12 protein-coding genes and 2 pseudogenes are annotated in these 17,784 nt (G+C 63.2%); 8 read left to right on the forward strand and 6 right to left on the reverse strand.

Annotation, left to right across the window (positions count from 1 at the left end; genetic code table 11):
• Positions 1–2 precede the first annotated feature (2 nt).
• Positions 3–527: a glycine cleavage system transcriptional repressor gene (locus tag HZR81_RS02050; RefSeq protein WP_500127194.1), complete on the reverse strand. Its 525-nt coding sequence runs from the start codon at positions 525–527 to the stop codon at positions 3–5.
• 227 nt (positions 528–754) lie between these two features.
• Between HZR81_RS02050 and HZR81_RS02055 the strand changes: the two genes are divergently transcribed.
• From HZR81_RS02055 to HZR81_RS02080, 6 genes and pseudogenes are all read left to right on the forward strand, one after another.
• Positions 755–2,935 (forward strand): malate synthase G, encoded by a 2,181-nt coding sequence (locus tag HZR81_RS02055; RefSeq protein WP_500127195.1) that lies wholly within the window; start codon positions 755–757, stop codon positions 2,933–2,935.
• A 558-nt stretch (positions 2,936–3,493) separates the two neighbouring features.
• A pseudogene (locus HZR81_RS02060) lies at positions 3,494–4,762 on the forward strand (methyl-accepting chemotaxis protein); the annotation flags it as partial.
• Positions 4,763–4,781: 19 nt separating this feature from the next.
• Positions 4,782–5,942: pseudogene (locus tag HZR81_RS02065) on the forward strand (hypothetical protein).
• A gap of 11 nt (positions 5,943–5,953) precedes the next feature.
• Complete coding sequence (locus HZR81_RS02070; RefSeq protein WP_125867189.1) at positions 5,954–6,358, forward strand: phosphate ABC transporter substrate-binding protein; 405 nt, start codon at positions 5,954–5,956, stop codon at positions 6,356–6,358.
• A 185-nt stretch (positions 6,359–6,543) separates the two neighbouring features.
• Positions 6,544–8,478 carry a putative nucleotidyltransferase substrate binding domain-containing protein gene (locus tag HZR81_RS02075; protein WP_110778870.1) on the forward strand — a complete coding sequence of 645 codons (1,935 nt, stop codon included), beginning with the start codon at positions 6,544–6,546 and terminating at the stop codon, positions 8,476–8,478.
• A complete protein-coding gene (locus HZR81_RS02080) occupies positions 8,475–9,182 on the forward strand; it encodes a 3'-5' exonuclease (RefSeq protein ID WP_110778869.1) in 708 nt (235 codons plus the stop codon). The genes HZR81_RS02075 and HZR81_RS02080 overlap by 4 nt, the downstream gene beginning before the upstream one ends.
• Positions 9,183–9,320: 138 nt before the next feature.
• Here HZR81_RS02080 and HZR81_RS02085 read toward each other — a convergent pair whose 3' ends face one another.
• The 4 genes from HZR81_RS02085 to rloA2 all read right to left on the reverse strand — a co-directional run bounded on the left by HZR81_RS02085 (position 9,321) and on the right by rloA2 (position 13,150).
• Complete coding sequence (locus HZR81_RS02085; protein WP_102838855.1) at positions 9,321–9,839, reverse strand: hypothetical protein; 519 nt, start codon at positions 9,837–9,839, stop codon at positions 9,321–9,323.
• Positions 9,840–9,936: 97 nt separating this feature from the next.
• Positions 9,937–11,706 (reverse strand): sodium:solute symporter family protein, encoded by a 1,770-nt coding sequence (locus HZR81_RS02090; protein WP_316958589.1) that lies wholly within the window; start codon positions 11,704–11,706, stop codon positions 9,937–9,939.
• Positions 11,707–11,709: 3 nt separating this feature from the next.
• Positions 11,710–11,973 (reverse strand): DUF4212 domain-containing protein, encoded by a 264-nt coding sequence (locus tag HZR81_RS02095; protein ID WP_063540741.1) that lies wholly within the window; start codon positions 11,971–11,973, stop codon positions 11,710–11,712.
• Positions 11,974–12,640: 667 nt separating this feature from the next.
• The gene (rloA2, locus tag HZR81_RS02100) at positions 12,641–13,150 is read right to left on the reverse strand and encodes a retropepsin-like aspartic peptidase RloA2 (protein WP_500127196.1); all 510 of its coding nucleotides are present in this window, start codon (positions 13,148–13,150) and stop codon (positions 12,641–12,643) included.
• A gap of 143 nt (positions 13,151–13,293) precedes the next feature.
• Here rloA2 and dbpA point away from each other — a divergent pair, with 143 nt between their 5' ends.
• Entirely contained in the window at positions 13,294–14,673 is a 1,380-nt protein-coding gene (gene dbpA / locus HZR81_RS02105) for an ATP-dependent RNA helicase DbpA (RefSeq protein WP_500127197.1), read from the forward strand.
• A 137-nt stretch (positions 14,674–14,810) separates the two neighbouring features.
• Positions 14,811–16,994, forward strand: coding sequence for a YccS family putative transporter (yccS, locus tag HZR81_RS02110; protein WP_500127198.1), 2,184 nt, complete (start codon positions 14,811–14,813; stop codon positions 16,992–16,994).
• Here the strand turns inward: yccS and HZR81_RS02115 are convergent.
• Positions 16,991–17,755, reverse strand: a complete 765-nt coding sequence (locus tag HZR81_RS02115; RefSeq protein WP_500127199.1) for a substrate-binding periplasmic protein — start codon at positions 17,753–17,755, stop codon at positions 16,991–16,993. The genes yccS and HZR81_RS02115 overlap by 4 nt on opposite strands.
• Positions 17,756–17,784 lie beyond the last annotated feature (29 nt).

Genomic DNA, 17,784 nt, shown 5'->3' on the forward strand with positions numbered 1-17,784 from the left:
CACTACACCTGCTCGGCCGGCTGCAGCTTGAGCTCGACCATCAGGTCGTCGGCAAGGGTTTCCAGGCGCTGCTGCAGCAGCTCCAGCGACAGCTCGCTGGGCACTGCCAGACGCACCTCGGCGCGGAAAAGCAGTTCGCTGCTCATCGGCGCCGGCAGCACCTCGGTATCCAGGCTTTCCAGATTGACGCCGTGCTCGGCGAGCAGGTGGGTGATGTCGCGGACGATGCCCGGGCGATCGTTGCCGACCAGCTCCAGCTGAATTTCCTGCCAGCTTGTTGTCGGCTCCGCTCCGCTGTGGGCCAGCAGCACGCGTATGCCCTGCGCCTGCAGGCCTTCCAGCGCGGCGGTCAGCTCGGCATGGGCGTCCGCTGGCACCGCCACCCGCAGGATACCGGCGAACTGCCCAGCCATGCGCGACATGCGGCTCTCCAGCCAGTTGCCGCCATGATCGGCAATGCACTTGGCCAGTCGTTCGACCAGACCGGGCTGATCGTCGGCGATGACGGTGAGAACGAGGTGATCCATGGACTGCTCCTGTGGCGGGATTCGCGCGCCCGATGGCGACGGCCCAATAGGTATAGCAGGCCCCACTCGCGATGACAGCACCGCCTGTACCGACATGCTCGCAAGGCCGACGCAACCTGCGCTTTCAGCGGACTGATTTTCCCCGACGCTTCATGTAGTATCCGGCGACCTCGGACTACAAAAGCGAAACCGTCCGGCGAAATTAGAAGAACCAAGTGAGGCGAGTAATGACTGAGCGCGTTCAAGTCGGTGGCCTGCAGGTCGCCAAAGTCCTGTATGACTTCGTGAACAACGAGGCGATTCCCGGTACCGGCGTCGATGCCGCCGCCTTCTGGGCTGGCGCCGACAGCGTCATCCACGACCTGGCGCCGAAGAACCGCGCCCTGTTGGCCAAGCGCGACGAGTTGCAGGCCAAGATCGACGCCTGGCACCAGGCTCGCGCCGGTCAGGCCCACGACGCCGTGGCGTACAAGGCCTTCCTGCAGGAAATCGGCTACCTGTTGCCGGAAGCCGAAGACTTCCAGGCCACTACCGAGAACGTCGACGAAGAAATCGCCCGCATGGCCGGCCCGCAGCTGGTGGTGCCGATCATGAATGCGCGCTTCGCCCTGAACGCGGCCAACGCTCGCTGGGGCTCGCTGTACGACGCGCTGTATGGCACCGACGCCATCTCCGAAGAAGACGGCGCTACCAAGGGCCCGGGCTACAACGAGATCCGCGGCAACAAGGTCATCGCCTACGCGCGCAACTTCCTCAATGAAGCCGCTCCGCTGGAAACCGGCTCGCACGTCGACTCCACCGGCTACCGCATCGAAGGCGGCAAGCTGGTCGTCTCGCTGAAGGACGGCAGCACCACCGGCCTGAAGAACCCGGCTCAGCTGCAGGGCTTCCAGGGCGAAGCCAGCGCACCGATCGCCGTGCTGCTGAAGAACAACGGCATCCACTTCGAGATCCAGATCGACCCGGCCAGCCCGATCGGCCAGACCGATGCCGCCGGCGTGAAGGACATCCTGATGGAAGCGGCGCTGACCACCATCATGGACTGCGAAGACTCCATCGCCGCTGTCGACGCCGACGACAAGACCATCGTCTACCGCAACTGGCTCGGCCTGATGAAGGGCGACCTGGTCGAGGAGCTGGAAAAGGGCGGCAAGCGCATCACCCGCGCGATGAACCCGGACCGCGTCTACACCAAGGCCGACGGCAACGGCGAGCTGACCCTGCATGGCCGCTCGCTGCTGTTCATCCGTAACGTCGGTCACCTGATGACCAACGACGCCATCCTCGACAAGGAAGGCAACGAAGTGCCGGAAGGCATCATGGACGGCCTGTTCACCAGCCTGATCGCGGTGCACAACCTCAAAGGCAACACCAGCCGCAAGAACACCCGCACCGGCTCGATGTACATCGTCAAGCCGAAGATGCACGGCCCGGAAGAAGTGGCCTTCGCCACCGAACTATTCGGCCGCGTCGAGGACGTTCTCGGCCTGCCGCGCAACACCCTCAAGGTCGGCATCATGGACGAGGAGCGTCGTACCACGATCAACCTCAAGGCCTGCATCAAGGAAGCGCGCGAGCGCGTGGTGTTCATCAACACCGGCTTCCTCGACCGCACCGGTGACGAGATCCACACCTCCATGGAAGCCGGCCCGATGGTGCGCAAGGCGGCCATGAAAGCCGAGAAGTGGATCAGCGCCTACGAGAACAACAACGTTGACGTCGGTCTGGCCTGCGGCCTCAAGGGCCGCGCGCAGATCGGCAAGGGCATGTGGGCCATGCCTGACCTGATGGCCGCGATGCTCGAGCAGAAGGTCGGCCACCCCATGGCCGGCGCCAACACCGCCTGGGTACCGTCGCCGACCGCTGCCACCCTGCACGCCATGCACTACCACAAGATCGACGTGCAGGCGCGTCAGGTCGAACTGGCCAAGCGCGAGAAGGCGTCCATCGACGACATCCTCACCATCCCGCTGGCAAAAGACACCAACTGGAGCGAGGAAGAAAAGCGCAACGAGCTGGACAACAACTCGCAGGGCATCCTCGGCTACATGGTTCGCTGGGTCGAACAGGGCGTCGGCTGCTCCAAGGTTCCGGACATCAACGACATCGCGCTGATGGAAGACCGCGCCACCCTGCGTATCTCCAGCCAGCACGTGGCCAACTGGATGCGCCATGGCGTGGTGACCAAGGATCAGGTGATCGAGAGCCTCAAGCGCATGGCCCCGGTGGTCGACCGCCAGAACCAGGGCGACCCGCTGTACCGCCCGATGGCGCCGGACTTCGACAACAGCGTGGCCTTCCAGGCCGCACTGGAGCTGGTCCTCGAAGGCACCAAGCAGCCCAACGGCTACACCGAGCCGGTGCTGCACCGCCGCCGCCGCGAGTTCAAGGCCAAGAACGGTCTGTAATCCGCGAAGCCGTTGCAGAAAGAACCGCCCTTCGGGGCGGTTTTTTTTTGCCCGTAATCCGTCCGACGGTCCTCAAGTTAGGCCTGTTACAACCGATAACGTGACCCGAATATCGTTTTCGGTCACACTTGCACCGCCAAAGTAGCATTTGGCCATCAACGTGCTCTTCCTGGTACCCGTAGCCCCTGCACTGGAGTTCGCTGCATGCTGAAGAACCTCTCGCTGACCGCCAAGCTTTCCCTGGTCCCGGCCGTCGCCCTGCTCGGGCTCGTGCTGTATGTGGTCTACACCTCGCTGCAGCTCTCGGCGACCGACTCGCGCCTGGTCCTGCTGGAGACCCGCAGCTACCCAACCCTGGAAAAGGCCGACGCGGTGATCTTCCAGTTCTCCCGCGTGCCGGCGTTGCTGAACAATGCAGTGGCGGCGGGCGAGCCGGGCATTCTTGACGAAGCGCGCGACGTGCTGCAGCAGATCGACAGCCAGCAGCAGGCCTTGGCGTCGCTGCTGAGCGATCAGCGCCAGCAGCAGCAGGCCCTGGGTGACTGGCGCAAGGCCGTGCGCGACTATGCCGACAATGCGCTCGCCGCCTCGAGCAAGCTGATCGACGGCAGCGCCTCGTTCGATGATCTGCGTCCGAGCCTCGATCGCATGGCCAGCGATCTGGCGCAGGCGCAGAAGCTGGGCAGCGATTTCCGCGCGCAGGCCTACGACAGCTTCCAGCAGACCCTGGTAGAGACCCGCGAAGCCAACGCCAACACCACGCGACTGGGCATCATCCTCAGCCTGGTATTGGTGATTCTGGTCAGCCTCGGCGCCTGGCTGGTCATCCGCAGCGTGATGGTCAATATCCGCGGCGTGATCGCTTCGCTGCAGTCGATCGCCCGCGGTGACGGCGATCTGACCCAGCGGGTGAACATCGAATCCAACGACGAGATCGGCGCCATGATCGAGCTGTTCAACAGCTTCCTCGACAAACTGCAGCGCACCATCCGCCAGATCATCGATGCCGCTGCCCCGCTGGGCCAGGTCTCCAAGGACCTCTACCAGCTCACCCAGGGCTCGGAGGAAAACGCCAAGTCGCAACAGCACCACACCGATTCGATCAGCCGCGACATCCTGACCATGACCAGCAGCATTCAGGAAGTCGCGCAGCGCTCGCAGCAGGCGTCCGACGAGGCCAATTCCGCAGCGCGCCAGGCGGCGACCGCACGCGAGCACGTCGGCAGTCTGTCGACCGGCATCAACGACCTGGGCGACAGCGTGATGGGCGCGGTCAAGGCCATGGAACAGCTGGAGGAAGAAACCCAGGAAGTCGGCTCGGTACTGACCGTGATCCGCAGCATTGCCGAACAGACCAACCTGCTGGCCTTGAACGCCGCCATCGAGGCCGCCCGCGCCGGCGAGCAGGGTCGCGGCTTCGCCGTGGTCGCCGACGAAGTGCGCAATCTGGCACAGAAGACTGCTGCCTCCACCGCCGAGATCCAACAGATCATCCTGCGCCTGCAGAACAGCGCCAACACCGTGCTCAACGTGATGACCAGCAACGGCGAGAAATCCCGCGCCAGCATCGAGCGTTCCATCGAAGCCACGCAGCTGCTGGAAGCCATCGCTGGCACGGTCAACCAGATCGACGAACTCAACGCCGGCATCGCCCAGTTCACACAGGAGCAGATCGGCCTGTCGAGTTCCATCAGACAAGAAACCCAAGTGTTGCAGCAGGACGCACAAGCAACCGCAAACGGCGCCGAAGCCACCGCCCGCCTTGGCGAACAACTGGTGAGTACCGGAGACCACCTGCGCGCGGCTACGAGCCAATTCCGTGTTTAACGATTTTTTGGAGCATCCAATGACTGCACTTCGTGTCGCCGGTCTGGCAGCTGTCTGCCTGACCGCCACCCCTGCCTTTGCCCTGGAACAGGGTGAACATCGCTTCAACGGTTTCGGTACCGTCGGTTTCACCCATCTCGGCGGCGAAGATGACGGTCGCAGCTATGGCGTCCAGGGCCAGACCAACGATTCCTGGCGCGGCGATCAGCTGTCCAAGTTCGGTGCCCAGCTGAGCTACGGCATCACCGATACCCTGGGCGTGACCGTGCAGGCCACAGCCAAGGCACAGCAGGACGAGTGGAAAGCCAACCTGGAATGGGCCTACCTGTCGCTGCAGGCCAACGACCGCCTGATGCTCCGCGCCGGCCGTCTGCGCAGCCCGGTCTACATGTATTCCGAAAGCCTCGACGTCGGCTACAGCTAACCCTGGCTGCGCCTGCCCGACGAGGTCTACAGCCAGGTTCAGGTGACCAACTACGAAGGCGTCGATGCGGTCTACACCATGCCGCTGTCGTACGGTTCGGTCACCTTCCAGCTCGCCGGCGGCCAGGCGAAAAACCGCGACTACTACGCCTACGACGAGCAGTTCGATATCGACTACGGCAAGCTGTTCGGCGCCAGCGTCAGCCTGGCCAGCAACGACTTCGGCACGCTGCGCATCGGCTATGTCGAGGCGGATATCACCACCGATATCAGCGGCACGGTGGATGTTGGCGGCGGCACGATGCGAACCCTCAGCCTGCTGGATCTGGACAAGGAAAAAGGCAAGTTCACTTCGATCGGCTACCAGTACGACAACGGCACCTGGGTCAGCAGCAACGAGTGGACCTCGCGCATGATCGAGAACGATGACATGGAAGCGATCGACTCCTTCTACCTGATGGGCGGCCGTCGTTTCGGCGACTTCCTGCCGCATGTCACCTACGCACAGCTGGACGACAACGGTGGCCGTCAGAGCTCCTGGACCCTGGGCTTGAACTACCAGGCCGCACCGACCGTGGTGATCAAGGGAGAATACAAGCGCGTCGACACCAAGAATGGCTACGACGGCGTATTCACCCGCAATGCTCAGGAAGTGTTCGACAACGCCGCTTACGACCTGAGCGGTGGTGCGGTTGGCGCCCTGGCCCGCAACTACGACGGCGACATCGTCTCCGTCGGCGTCGATTTCGTATTCTGAGGAGCGTCCAGATGAAAGCATCCATTCGCACCCTCGGCGCTGCCATGCTGCTCGGCCTGGCTTCCCTGGCGCAGGCCGAAGTGGCCGTGATCGTCAATCCGGCCGCGGCCAAGGCACCGTCGCAGTCGGAAGTAGCCAACATCTTCCTGGGCAAGGACAAGTCCATGAAGGGCGTCGACCAGGCGGGCTGGAACCCGGCCAAGGAAGCCTTCTACGCCGGCGTGACCAGCAAGAACGAGTCGCAGCTCAAGTCCTACTGGTCGGGTCTGATCTTCACCGGCAAGGGCCAGCCCCTGCCCAGCGTCGCTGACGACGCGGCGGTGGTGGCCAAGGTCGCCGCCGAAGCCGACGCCATCGGCTACGTCGACGCCTCGGCGGTAAATGGCTCGGTCAAGGTGCTGTTCACCCTGCCCTGAGTTCGATGACGAAGCAAAGGAGCCGGCCCCAGTGGCCGGCTTTCTTATGCCTGAAATTCATCGCAACAGCTCGAAACACGAGGCTGATCCCGATCAGCTTTCCTAGCGTCCGCGCTGACTAGACTTACGTCCAATTGGGTCTGGCCGACCCGCAGCCCACCATTAATAAAAAGTGGAAGCCAAACATGAGCACACCCGACGCCTTCTCCCAGGCAGGGAAGACGGCTGTACTGCAGAACATCCATGGAACCATGGAGTTTCTGCGCAAGTACGCCCCGTTCAACCAGATGGAGCCAGCCCATCTGGCTTACCTGGTGGAGAACTGCGAGCTGCGCTTCTACGCCGAGGGCGACTGCATCATTTCGCCCGAGGACGGTGTGGTACAGCACTTCTATATCGTCAAGCAGGGCCGCGTTCACGGTCAGCGCCCGCATACCGCCAAGCGCGGCACCGACACCACCTTCGAGGTCATCGTCGGCGAATGCTTCCCGATGGCCGCGCTGATGGGCGAGCGAGCCACCCGTACCGCGCACCTGGCGGCCGAGGACACCTTCTGTTTCCTGCTGAACAAGCCTGCCTTCGTCAAGCTGGTCTCCAGCTCCGACGTGTTTCGCGACTTCGCCATACGCGGCGTCAGCAGCCTGCTCGACCTGGTCAACCAGCAGGCGCAGATGCGTGCGGTGGAAAGCCTCGGTGAGAACTTCTCGCTAGAAACCAGCATTGGCGAGCTGGCCCTGCATCACCCGGTGTCCTGCCTGCCGACCCGGCCGCTCAACGAAGCGGTGGCGATGATGCAGGAGGAGAACGTCGGCAGCATCGTCATCGTCGATGAAGCGCTGCACCCCCAGGGCATCTTCACTCTGCGCGACCTGCGTCGCGCCATCGGCACCGGCACCACCGATCTGAGCCAGCCGATCTCGCAGTTCATGACGCACGATCCGTTCTATCTGCCACCCGACGCCACCGCCTTCGACGCGGCGATCGCCATGACCGAGCGGCATATCGCCCATGTCTGCGTCGTCGATAACGGGCTGCTGCGCGGCGTCATCTCTGAGCGCGACCTGTTCTCCCTGCAGCGGGTCGACCTGGTGCACCTGGCACAGACGATTCGGCATGCCGATCATGTCGATGCACTGGTGGTCATCCGCAGCCGCATTCGCCAGCTGGTCGACAACATGCTCGCCCATGGCGCGTCATCGACGCAGATCACCCGCATCGTCACCCTGCTCAATGATCACACCGTCTGCCGCGTCATCGAGCTGGCGATCAAGCACATGGGCGATCCGGGCGTTCCGTTCACCTGGCTGTGCTTCGGCAGTGAGGGTCGACAGGAGCAGACGCTGCACACCGACCAGGACAACGGCATGCTTTTCGAGGCCGCCGATGCCGCCGAGGCTGCGCACATCCGCGGCCGGCTGCTGCCGCTGGCCGAGCGGATCAACCGCGACCTGGATACCTGCGGCTTTACCCTGTGCAAAGGCAACATCATGGCCAGCAACCCGCAGCTGTGCCTGTCGCGACAGGAATGGAGTCGGCGCTTCAGCTCGTTCGTTCGTGAGGCGACGCCGGAAAACCTGCTCGGTAGCACCATCTATTTCGATCTGCGCAGCATCTGGGGCCCTTCCGAGGGCTGCGAGCAACTGCGCCAGGACCTGCTCGAGGAGATCGGCGACAACAGTCTGTTCCAGCGCATGATGGCCGAAAACGCCCTGCGCCATCGTCCACCGGTCGGCCGCTTCCGTGACTTCGTGGTGGCCCGCAAAGGCGACGGCAAGGACACCCTGGACCTCAAGGTGCAGGGCCTGACGCCGTTCGTCGATGGTGCACGGCTACTGGCGCTGAGCAATGGCATCGGCAACTGCAACACGCTCGAACGATTGCGCAAACTGGTCGAAAAGGGCGTGATCGAAAAGAAGGACGGTGCGGCCTACGAAGAGGCCTATCATTTCATTCAGCAGACCCGCATGCAGCACCACCAGCAGCAGGCACGCGACGGACTGCCCTATTCCAACCGCCTGGACCCGGATACGCTCAACGTGCTCGATCGCCGGATCCTGCGGGAGTCCTTCCGTCAGGCCCAGCGTCTACAGGCCAGTCTCGCGGTGCGCTATCAGCTATGAGTATGTTCTGGTTCAACCCACGCGGGCCGAAACTTTCCCTGGAGCAGCAACAGCGCGTTGCCGAGCTGCAGCGGCCTTCTCCTCCCAAAGCCGTGCCTCTGCGCGAGCAACGGCTGGTCGTCCTGGATCTGGAAACCACTGGCTTGCATCTCAAGCGCGACCTGGTGATCGCCATCGGCGCAGTGGTAATCGAGAACGGCGCCATCGCCTATTCCCAGCAGTTCGAATGCACGCTCTGCCGCCAGGTCAAGGTAAACGAAAGCGTACTGATCCATGGCATCGCGCCCAGCGAACTGGCCAGCGGCCTGCCGCCGGCAGAGGCTCTGCTGAGCTTCATGGAGTTCGCCGGCGACAGCGTCATCCTGGCCTTTCACTCCCCGTTCGATCAGCGCATGCTGGCCCGCGCGCTGAAACAGGAGCTTGGCTATAACCTGGAACACAGCTTTCTCGATGTAGCCGATCTGGCGCCCATGCTGTTTCCGGAAGCGATGATTCATCGCGGCGGGCTGGACCACTGGCTCGGTTACTTCAACATCCACATTCCGCAACGCCACAATGCCGCAGCCGACGCCATGGCTACAGCTGAGATCGCCCTGATCCTGCTGAATCGCGCGCAGCGCACCGGACTCCAGCGTTTCGACGAACTGGCTCAGCGACTCAGATGCTGGCAGCGCGCACGCAAGGCGGCGTTCAACTCGATCTGATGCCACGACCGCGCCGCGACGTGGCGGCAGGTGGCCTCGGTCACGCGGACTTCGGCCCGCTCCGATTCGCGCCACGCCGTGGCAGGCACCGAACACCGGCGGCCGGTGCGTGGTGCCTGGCTCTGCTGGTATATCCCGTCAGCGGTCACGTTCGCAGATGGCCTGGTACAGCGGTGAATCGCTTTCCAGCTCGGTCAGCGTCTCGACCTTGGCCTCTCCGGCATCGTTGAGCCTGAACATGGCCCTCTCGCTGCAGATCAGCTGATAGCTGGCGCTCTTCACGACCGACGTCAGGTGTTGCTTCTCGAAACGGTACAGCACGAAGCGGCCGAGACGGCCTTGAGTGGTGTCCTGTACCTGGGCATTCGCACCGTCCAGCACGGTATAGGCCAACGGCATCGGATAGATCATCGTCCATGGGCGCCAGAGCATTTCGCCCTCTTCGCTCCTGACCACCAGCGATCCTTCCGGCAGGCGCGCTTGCGTGGTTTCGAACCAGGTGTACTCGTAATGGATGGTGTAACTCAGCATTCCCAGACCGGCGCAGACGGGAATGATCCATTTCGGCAGTCGCTTACGCGTCAGTGAGCGCAGCAGCAGGCCAATACCGGCTCCCGCCACACCTGCGACGATTGCCGCGATTAGATGCCAGAACATATACGACTCCCCTAAAAAAATCGGGCTTCCAACTGGAAGCCCGACTTCTACCTCAACCTTGTGTCAGAGCAGGTCTGACGTCCGGCTGCATTATCAGTTAGTGATCAAGTGCAACGCCAGCACCCTTAGGGGTACGAACGCTCTCGACCAGATCCTGAATCTCCTGCGGCGGAGCCTCGGTGGCCATCGAAACGACGTAGGCAACAGCGAAGTTCAGAATCGCGCCCACGGCACCGAAGGCCTGCGGGGAGATGCCCATCCACCACTGATCAGGGGTGTTCGGGATGCTTGCGGTGCCAGGGATGAAGAACCAGCCGAGGTACAGGAAGATGTACACGGCGGTACTTACCACACCAACCAGCATACCGGCGACAGCACCCTTGCTGTTCACGCGCTTGGAGAAGATACCCATCATCAGCGCCGGGAACAGGCTCGCTGCCGCCAGACCGAATGCCAGCGCCACCACCTGCGCGGCGAAGCCCGGTGGATTCAGACCCAGCCAGGTGGCCAGCAGAATCGCTGCCGTCATGGACAGACGGGCTGCCAGCATTTCGTTCTTCTCGCTGATCTTCGGATTGATGAGTGTCTTGATCAGGTCATGACTGATGGCAGACGAGATCGCCAGCAGCAGACCCGCAGCGGTCGAGAGCGCAGCAGCGATAGCACCCGCAGCGATCAGACCGATGACCCAGCTCGGCAGGTTGGCGATTTCCGGGTTGGCCAGAACGATGATGTCATTGTTCACGGTCAGCTCGTTGCCGTTCCAGCCACGCTCGGTAGCGGTCGGAGTGAAGGCGGCGTTGGCGTCGTTGTACATCTGCACACGACCGTCGGCGTTCTTGTCTTCCCACTTGATCAGACCAGTCTGCTCCCAGGTCTGCACCCACTGCGGACGATCTTCATAACGGATCGCTTCGGCCTGCGGGCCTTCCGGATAAATGGTGTTGACCAGGTTCAGACGCGCCATGGAGGCAACGGCCGGAGCGGTGAGATACAGCAGGGCAATGAAGACCAGGGTCCAGCCAGCGGACCAGCGGGCATCAGCCACCTTCGGTACGGTGAAGAAGCGGATGATGACGTGCGGCAGACCAGCAGTACCGATCATCAGCGACAGGGTGAACAGGAACATGTTCAGCTTGTTGTCGACGTCAGCGGTGTAGGCGGCGAAGCCAAGGTCAGTAACGACCTGGTTCAGCTTGTCGAGCAGCGGCATACCGGACTCGGTATGAGTGCCGAACATCCCGAGCATCGGGATCGGGTTGCCAGTCAGCTGCATGGCGATGAACACGGCCGGGATGGTGTAGGCAATGATCAGAACCACGTACTGCGCCACCTGGGTATAGGTGATGCCCTTCATGCCGCCGAATACCGCGTAGGCGAACACGATGGCAGCAGCGATCCAGATACCGGCGGAGTTGCTCACTTCCAGGAAGCGGGAGAACGCCACACCAGCACCAGCCATCTGGCCGATTACGTAGGTAACGGAGATGAGGATGAGGCAGACGACAGCTACCAGGCGAGCGCCACGGCTGTAGAAACGGTCGCCGATGAAGTCCGGCACGGTGAACTTGCCGAACTTGCGCAGGTACGGCGCCAGCAGCATCGCCAGCAGCACGTAACCACCGGTCCAGCCCATCAGGTACACGGAAGTGGCATAACCGCCGGAAGCGATCAGACCGGCCATGGAAATGAAGGAGGCCGCAGACATCCAGTCTGCCGCCGTTGCCATACCGTTGGTTACCGGGTGAACACCACCACCAGCGACATAGAACTCTTTAGTTGACCCGGCGCGAGCCCAGACCGCGATCCCGATATAGAGCAGGAACGAGGCGCCCACGAACAGCATGTTGATCCAATATTGGCTCATGGCTTATTCCTCAACCCCAAATTCCTTGTCCAGTTTGTTCAGCCGCCACGCGTAGTGGAAGATGATCGCAATGAACGTGATGATGGAACCCTGTTGAGCAAACCAGAAGCCTAGATCCGTACCCCCGACGGGGATCCCGGAAAGCAGGGGACGCAAGAGAATGGCAAAGCCATAAGAGACCAGAGCCCAGACCACGAGGCTCCATGTTATGAGGCGAACATTCGCCTTCCAGTACGCAGCAGCATTTTCTTTATCGTTGTCGGCCATTGACGTTCTCCGCCTTATTGTTATTGCGAGTGAGAGAAAACCACATGCTGAATCTAACAAAGGTGCCTTATAGAATGAAAGCCCCGACTTTAGTCTGACAATCAACCCCGAGCGGCGACCGGGCACTGCGCCAGAGCCTGCGAAGACGCCGCGTTCGCCACCAGCATTTTGCCATCAGGCGGGCGCTAACCTTCGATCCAGACCGCCGCCCATCTCCTTGCCAGCGGTCCGCCAGCAGCCGTACGGATGAGGTTGGCGGCCGGCAACGGCCGGTTTAAACGCGACTAACCGGTCACCAAACTACCAACCGTTATATATATTTGAAAGACAACGGCAGAGCAGAACAATACACGGGCAATGCAATACAAACAGACACAACGAATTAATTAACTTATAGCGATCCCACTTAAATAAGTTAATTAATTCCACGCCAGATCACGCCATTAATTAGCACTAATGTATTGCCGATTCATTGCACTTGCTCGAGTCGGGCCGAGACAATCCGCAGCGCACCATGGCACGACTGCTAGCTAGTCATGCGCACCGCCGGCCAGTGAACGGCAGACCAGCCGTGAATGGAGGGGCGGACCCCGGCCCGGTACGGCCTGGGCCCGCCGTAGCACTGCGAGGCGAGGCGCAGGCCCAAGGCTGACGCACGGCGGCGCGCTCAGCAGGTCGGCTGGCCCGCCGTGTAACGTTCGGTCGGGTAGATCGCGGCGTTCAGGTCGCGAATGGTTTCCGCGCCGATGAGCAGCGGGTAGCTGAAATGGCTGCGGTCGGTGAGGTTGACCTCGACCTCGCGCAGCTGGTCGCCAATGCACAGCTGCATGCCGACGATGGGACGCTCGGCGCGCGGCGGCTCGCTTCCCGGATCGATGTCGCCGGCTTCCTCGGCACGGGTCTTGATCCGACTGACGCCCAGCATGCGCTGCTCATAGAGCGTGTCATCGGCGCCATCCACGGCCAGGCGGAACCGCACCCAGTCCTCGCCGTCGCGCTGGAACTGCTCGATATCACGGGCCGACAGCGAGGCCGTCATTGCGCCAGTGTCCATCTTGGCCGGAAGGATCTTGCCGATCTCTTCGATCTTGATTCGTTCGTAACGTCCATAGAGCGTGGGCTCGGCTGCAAAAGCGGGCAGTGCCAGCAACCCAGCGAGGAAAAGCACACGAGACAAAACAACCTCCTGCTTAGAGCGATTGGGTAGTTTTCGATCAGGTGTCACCTCCAGGGTTCCGTCTACCGAAGCGCCCATGCGCGCCGCGCGTTTCAGTAGCGCCTGTTAGACTGCCGGTCGATTCCTTGCCGAAGATTCTTTCCGTGACCAGTACCGCCTTTTCCTCGCTGCCCCTCTCCGCGGCCATGCTGGCCAATCTCGAAGCGCTCGGTTACACGGCGATGACCCCGATCCAGGCGCAGAGTCTGCCCATCATGCTCAAGCGCCAGGATCTGATCGCGCAGGCCAAGACCGGCAGCGGCAAGACCGCCGCCTTCGGCATCGCCCTGCTCGACCCGATCAACCCGCGCTACTTCGGCTGTCAGGCGCTGGTCCTGTGCCCGACCCGCGAGTTGGCCGACCAGGTGGCCAAGGAACTGCGCCGGCTGGCGCGGGCTGCGGACAACATCAAGATCCTCACCCTCTGCGGCGGGGTCTCCATCGGCCCGCAAATCGCCTCGCTCGAGCATGGCGCCCACGTGATCGTCGGCACGCCGGGACGCGTGCAGGAGCACCTGAAGAAAGGCACACTCAAGCTCGACGGCCTGAACACGCTGGTCCTCGACGAAGCTGACCGCATGCTGGACATGGGCTTCTACGACGCCATCGCCGAAATCATCGGACAGACGCCGGCCAGGCGGCAGACGCTGCTGTTCTCGGCCACCTACCCGGCCGGCATCAAGCAACTGTCGGCCACCTTCATGCGCGACCCGCAGCAGGTACGGGTCGAGGCGCTGCATGACGACACCCAGATCGAACAGCGCTTCTATGAAATCGATCCGCAGCAACGCATGACTGCCGTGGTGCGCGTGCTGAGCGCCTTTCGACCGCAGAGCTGCGTAGCGTTCTGCTTTACCAAACAGCAATGCCAGGAGCTGGTCGAGCAGCTGACCAGCAAAGGCATTTCCGCGGCAGCGCTCAACGGCGATCTGGAACAGCGCGACCGCGACCAGGTGCTGGCGATGTTCGCCAACCGCAGCCTGTCGGTGCTGGTGGCAACCGATGTTGCCGCGCGCGGCCTGGATGTCGAGGCGCTGGATCTGGTTATCAACGTCGAGCTGGCGCGCGATCCGGAGATCCATGTGCATCGCATCGGCCGTACCGGACGGGCCGGCAAGCAGGGCCTGGCGGTCAGCCTCGTGGCGCCGGCCGAAGCCCATCGTGCGCAGGCCATCGAGAATCTGCAGCAAGCACCACTCAACTGGCAGCCACTGGATGCGCTCAAGTCGCAGTCCGGGGAACCGTTGCAGCCACCCATGGTGACCCTGTGCATCGCCGCGGGGCGCAAGGACAAGCTGCGCCCCGGCGACATCCTCGGCGCCCTGACCGGCGACGCCGGCATCTCGGGCAGTCAGGTGGGCAAGATCGCCATCTTCGATTTCCAGGCCTTTGTCGCAGTGGAACGAACTGTCGCCAGGCAGGCCCTCAAGCGCCTGAACGATGGCAAGATCAAGGGCCGCTCGCTGAAGGTGAGACAACTGTAGAACCGTACCGCAGTGCACGGCGAAGACGAGACACGCATACGGCCATCAAGGGAATGGGACTTGCAAAGCAAGATCGCTACCGTGACAGCCGCAAGAGCGCGACCGTCCAATCCGCTGCCACCTTGATGGACCGATAGATGCCGCAACCCTCGTTCCGCCAGTCACTGCGGCGCCTCTGGGCGCTGGAGAAGTTCGGCTACAGCCTGCGCGTGCTGATCGCCATGGCCGGCAGCATGGGCCTGAGCTGGTACCTCGGACAGCCGTCGCTGATCATCCCGCTGTTCCTCGGCATCATCGCCAGCGCCCTGGCGGAGACCGACGACAGCTGGCTGGGCCGGCTCAGCGCGCTGCTGGTGACCCTGCTGTGCTTCAGCATCGCCGCGATCGCCGTCGAGTTGCTGTTTCCCTATCCGTGGCTGTTCGTTGCCGGCCTGGCGTTGTCCACCTTCGCCCTGGTCATGCTCGGCGCGCTCGGCGAACGCTACGGCGCGATCGCCCAGGCCACGCTGATCCTCTCCATCTACAGCATGATCGCCGCCGACCAGCGCAACGGCGAGCTGCAGCAGTTCTGGCGCGACCCACTGCTGCTGGTGGCCGGCGCCGCCTGGTATGGCCTGCTGTCGGTATGCTGGAACGCGCTGTTCGCCCATCAGCCGGTGCAGCAGAGCCTGGCGCGGTTGTATCGCGAGCTGGGCCTGTACTTCCGCTACAAGGCAGCGCTGTTCGAACCGGTGCGCCAGCTGGACGTCGAACAGCGCCGGCTCGAGCTGGCGCAGCAGAACGGCCGGGTGGTCAGCGCTCTGAATGCGGCCAAGGAAACCCTGCTGCACCGCCTGGGCAGCGGCCGCCCCGGCAGCAAGATCAATCACTACCTGAAGCTGTACTTCCTCGCCCAGGACCTGCACGAGCGGGTCAGCTCTTCGCACTACCCTTACCAGGCCCTCGCCGAAGCCTTCTTCCACAGCGACGTGCTGTTTCGCTGCCAGCGCCTGCTGCGTCTGCAGGCCAGTGCCTGCGCCGAACTCGGCGAGGCCATCCAGCTGCGCCAGACGTTTCGCTACAGCGAGGCCAATGCCCAGGCACTGGAGGACCTGCAGGCGTCGCTGGAGCACCTGCGCGAGCAGAACAACCCGGCCTGGCGCGGCCTGCTGCGCTCGCTGCGTGCGCTGTCGAGCAACCTCTCCACCCTGCAGCGCCAGCTCGCCAGTGCCAGCGACCCCGCCGCGCTGGAAGGCACGCAGGACAGCAGCCTGCTGGATCGCCAGCCGCAGACGCTGCGCGAGGCATTCAACCGCATCCGCCTGCAGCTGACGCCCACTTCCCTGCTGTTCCGCCACGCCTTGCGCATGGCCATCGCCCTGGTCGCGGGTTACGCCGCGCTGCACGCCATCCACCCCGAGCAGGGCTACTGGGTGCTGCTGACCACCGTATTCGTCTGCCAACCCAACTATGGCGCTACCCGGATCAAGCTGGTGCAGCGCATCAGCGGCACTGTGCTCGGCCTGGTGGTCGGCTGGGCGCTGTTCGATCTGTTCCCCAGCCAGCCGGTGCAGGCACTGTTCGCCGTGGTCGCCGGAGTGGTGTTCTTCGCCACCCGCAGCACGCGCTACACCCTGGCCACGGCCGCGATCACGCTGATGGTGCTGTTCTGCTTCAACCAGGTCGGCGATGGCTACGGGCTGATCTGGCCGCGCCTGTTCGATACCCTGCTCGGCAGCCTGATCGCCGCCGCCGCGGTGTTCCTGATCCTGCCGGACTGGCAGGGCCGGCGTCTGAACCAGGTGGTCGCCAACACCCTCAGCTGCAACAGCGACTACCTGCGCCAGATCATGCGCCAGTACGACAGTGGCAAGCACGACGACCTGGCCTACCGCCTGGCCCGGCGCAACGCCCACAACGCCGATGCCGCGCTGTCGACCACCCTCTCCAACATGCTTCTGGAGCCCGGCCACTTCCGCAAGGATGCCGAGACCGGCTTTCGCTTTCTGATCCTCTCGCACACCCTGCTGAACTACCTGTCCGGCCTCGGCGCCCATCGCGAAAGCCTGCCTGACGATGCCAGCGATGCGCTGCTCGAGCGCGCCGCGGAGCAGCTGGCGGCGAGCCTCGACGACCTGGCCACGGCGCTGGCACAGAACAAGCCGGTGGCCATCTACAGCGAAGAGGAAGAAGCGCTGGCGCAGCAGCTCGAACAGACTCCGGAGGAGATGGACGATGCCCATCGCCTGGTGCAGACCCAGCTCGGGCTGATCTGCCGTCAGCTGGCGCCGCTGCGCAGCATGGCCGCGCACCTGATCAAGCAGCAGCCGGCGCAGCGCTAGTACCGGGGCAAAGCTTCCGGGGCGGGCATGCCGTGGCGGCGAAAGATCGCCGCGTAGCTGCCGTCCTCGACCATCGCGGCGATCTCGCGCTCGAAGGTCGCCACGACGTCAGTCGCCTGCGGGTGGTCGCTGCGCACCACCAAGGACAGCCCGGCCCGCCTGAACTCGCCGGGGACGAAGGAGAGTTCATCCCGCTCATGGCCCAGCTCGCGCTCGAGATGGAACAGCACGGTGCGCTCGTCCTCCAGCGTCAGGTCGACACGGCCGGCAAGCACCATCGCCGCCGCCTGGACGAAACTGGCAGCGTAGCCCTTTTGCAACCGCGCATTGTCGTCCAGTTCGTCGCTGTACATGTAGCCCCGGCTCAAGGCGATCGGATGGCCGATCAGGCTATCGAGGCCGTCATAGCGAAAGCCGCTTCCGCGTCGCTGGACCCAGCGCATCCGGTTGATCAGAAAGGGGCGGGAGCTCAGCGTGTAGTCGACGCGCTTGAGCGTCGGCCAGCCATTGACCATGTCGTAGCTGCCGCTGCGCAGGCCGAACAGTGCGCGCTCCCAGGGCACCTCGATGTACTCGACCCGGTAGCCCCCGCGTTCCAGCGCGGTACGGATCAGCTCGACGGACAGCCCTTCGCCGGGCAGGCTCTTGTCCGTATAGGGCGGCCAGACGTTGCCGGCCAGACGAAGCACTTCGGCCGGCAGCGAAGCGCTTGCCAGCAGCAGCATCAGTCCGATCAATCGTCGCATGGCCATCACGCCCACCCGCCCCTCTGGCAAAGAGCTATCAGCTC

It is taken from the genome of Pseudomonas sp. LM13, assembly GCF_041381355.1.
GTDB classification, from domain to species: Bacteria; Pseudomonadota; Gammaproteobacteria; order Pseudomonadales; family Pseudomonadaceae; genus Stutzerimonas; species Stutzerimonas frequens.

Bases quoted from the DNA above. Each gene is read 5' to 3' on its own strand.
- yccS (WP_500127198.1), top strand. From the start codon at position 14,811: ATGCCGCAACCCTCGTTCCGCCAGTCACTGCGGCGCCTCTGGGCGCTG.
- HZR81_RS02095 (WP_063540741.1), bottom strand. From the start codon at position 11,973: ATGGCCGACAACGATAAAGAAAATGCTGCTGCGTACTGGAAGGCGAAT.
- HZR81_RS02090 (WP_316958589.1), bottom strand. From the start codon at position 11,706: ATGAGCCAATATTGGATCAACATGCTGTTCGTGGGCGCCTCGTTCCTG.
- HZR81_RS02080 (WP_110778869.1), top strand. From the start codon at position 8,475: ATGAGTATGTTCTGGTTCAACCCACGCGGGCCGAAACTTTCCCTGGAG.
- HZR81_RS02070 (WP_125867189.1), top strand. From the start codon at position 5,954: ATGAAAGCATCCATTCGCACCCTCGGCGCTGCCATGCTGCTCGGCCTG.
- HZR81_RS02075 (WP_110778870.1), top strand. From the start codon at position 6,544: ATGAGCACACCCGACGCCTTCTCCCAGGCAGGGAAGACGGCTGTACTG.
- HZR81_RS02085 (WP_102838855.1), bottom strand. From the start codon at position 9,839: ATGTTCTGGCATCTAATCGCGGCAATCGTCGCAGGTGTGGCGGGAGCC.
- HZR81_RS02055 (WP_500127195.1), top strand. From the start codon at position 755: ATGACTGAGCGCGTTCAAGTCGGTGGCCTGCAGGTCGCCAAAGTCCTG.
- HZR81_RS02050 (WP_500127194.1), bottom strand. From the start codon at position 527: ATGGATCACCTCGTTCTCACCGTCATCGCCGACGATCAGCCCGGTCTG.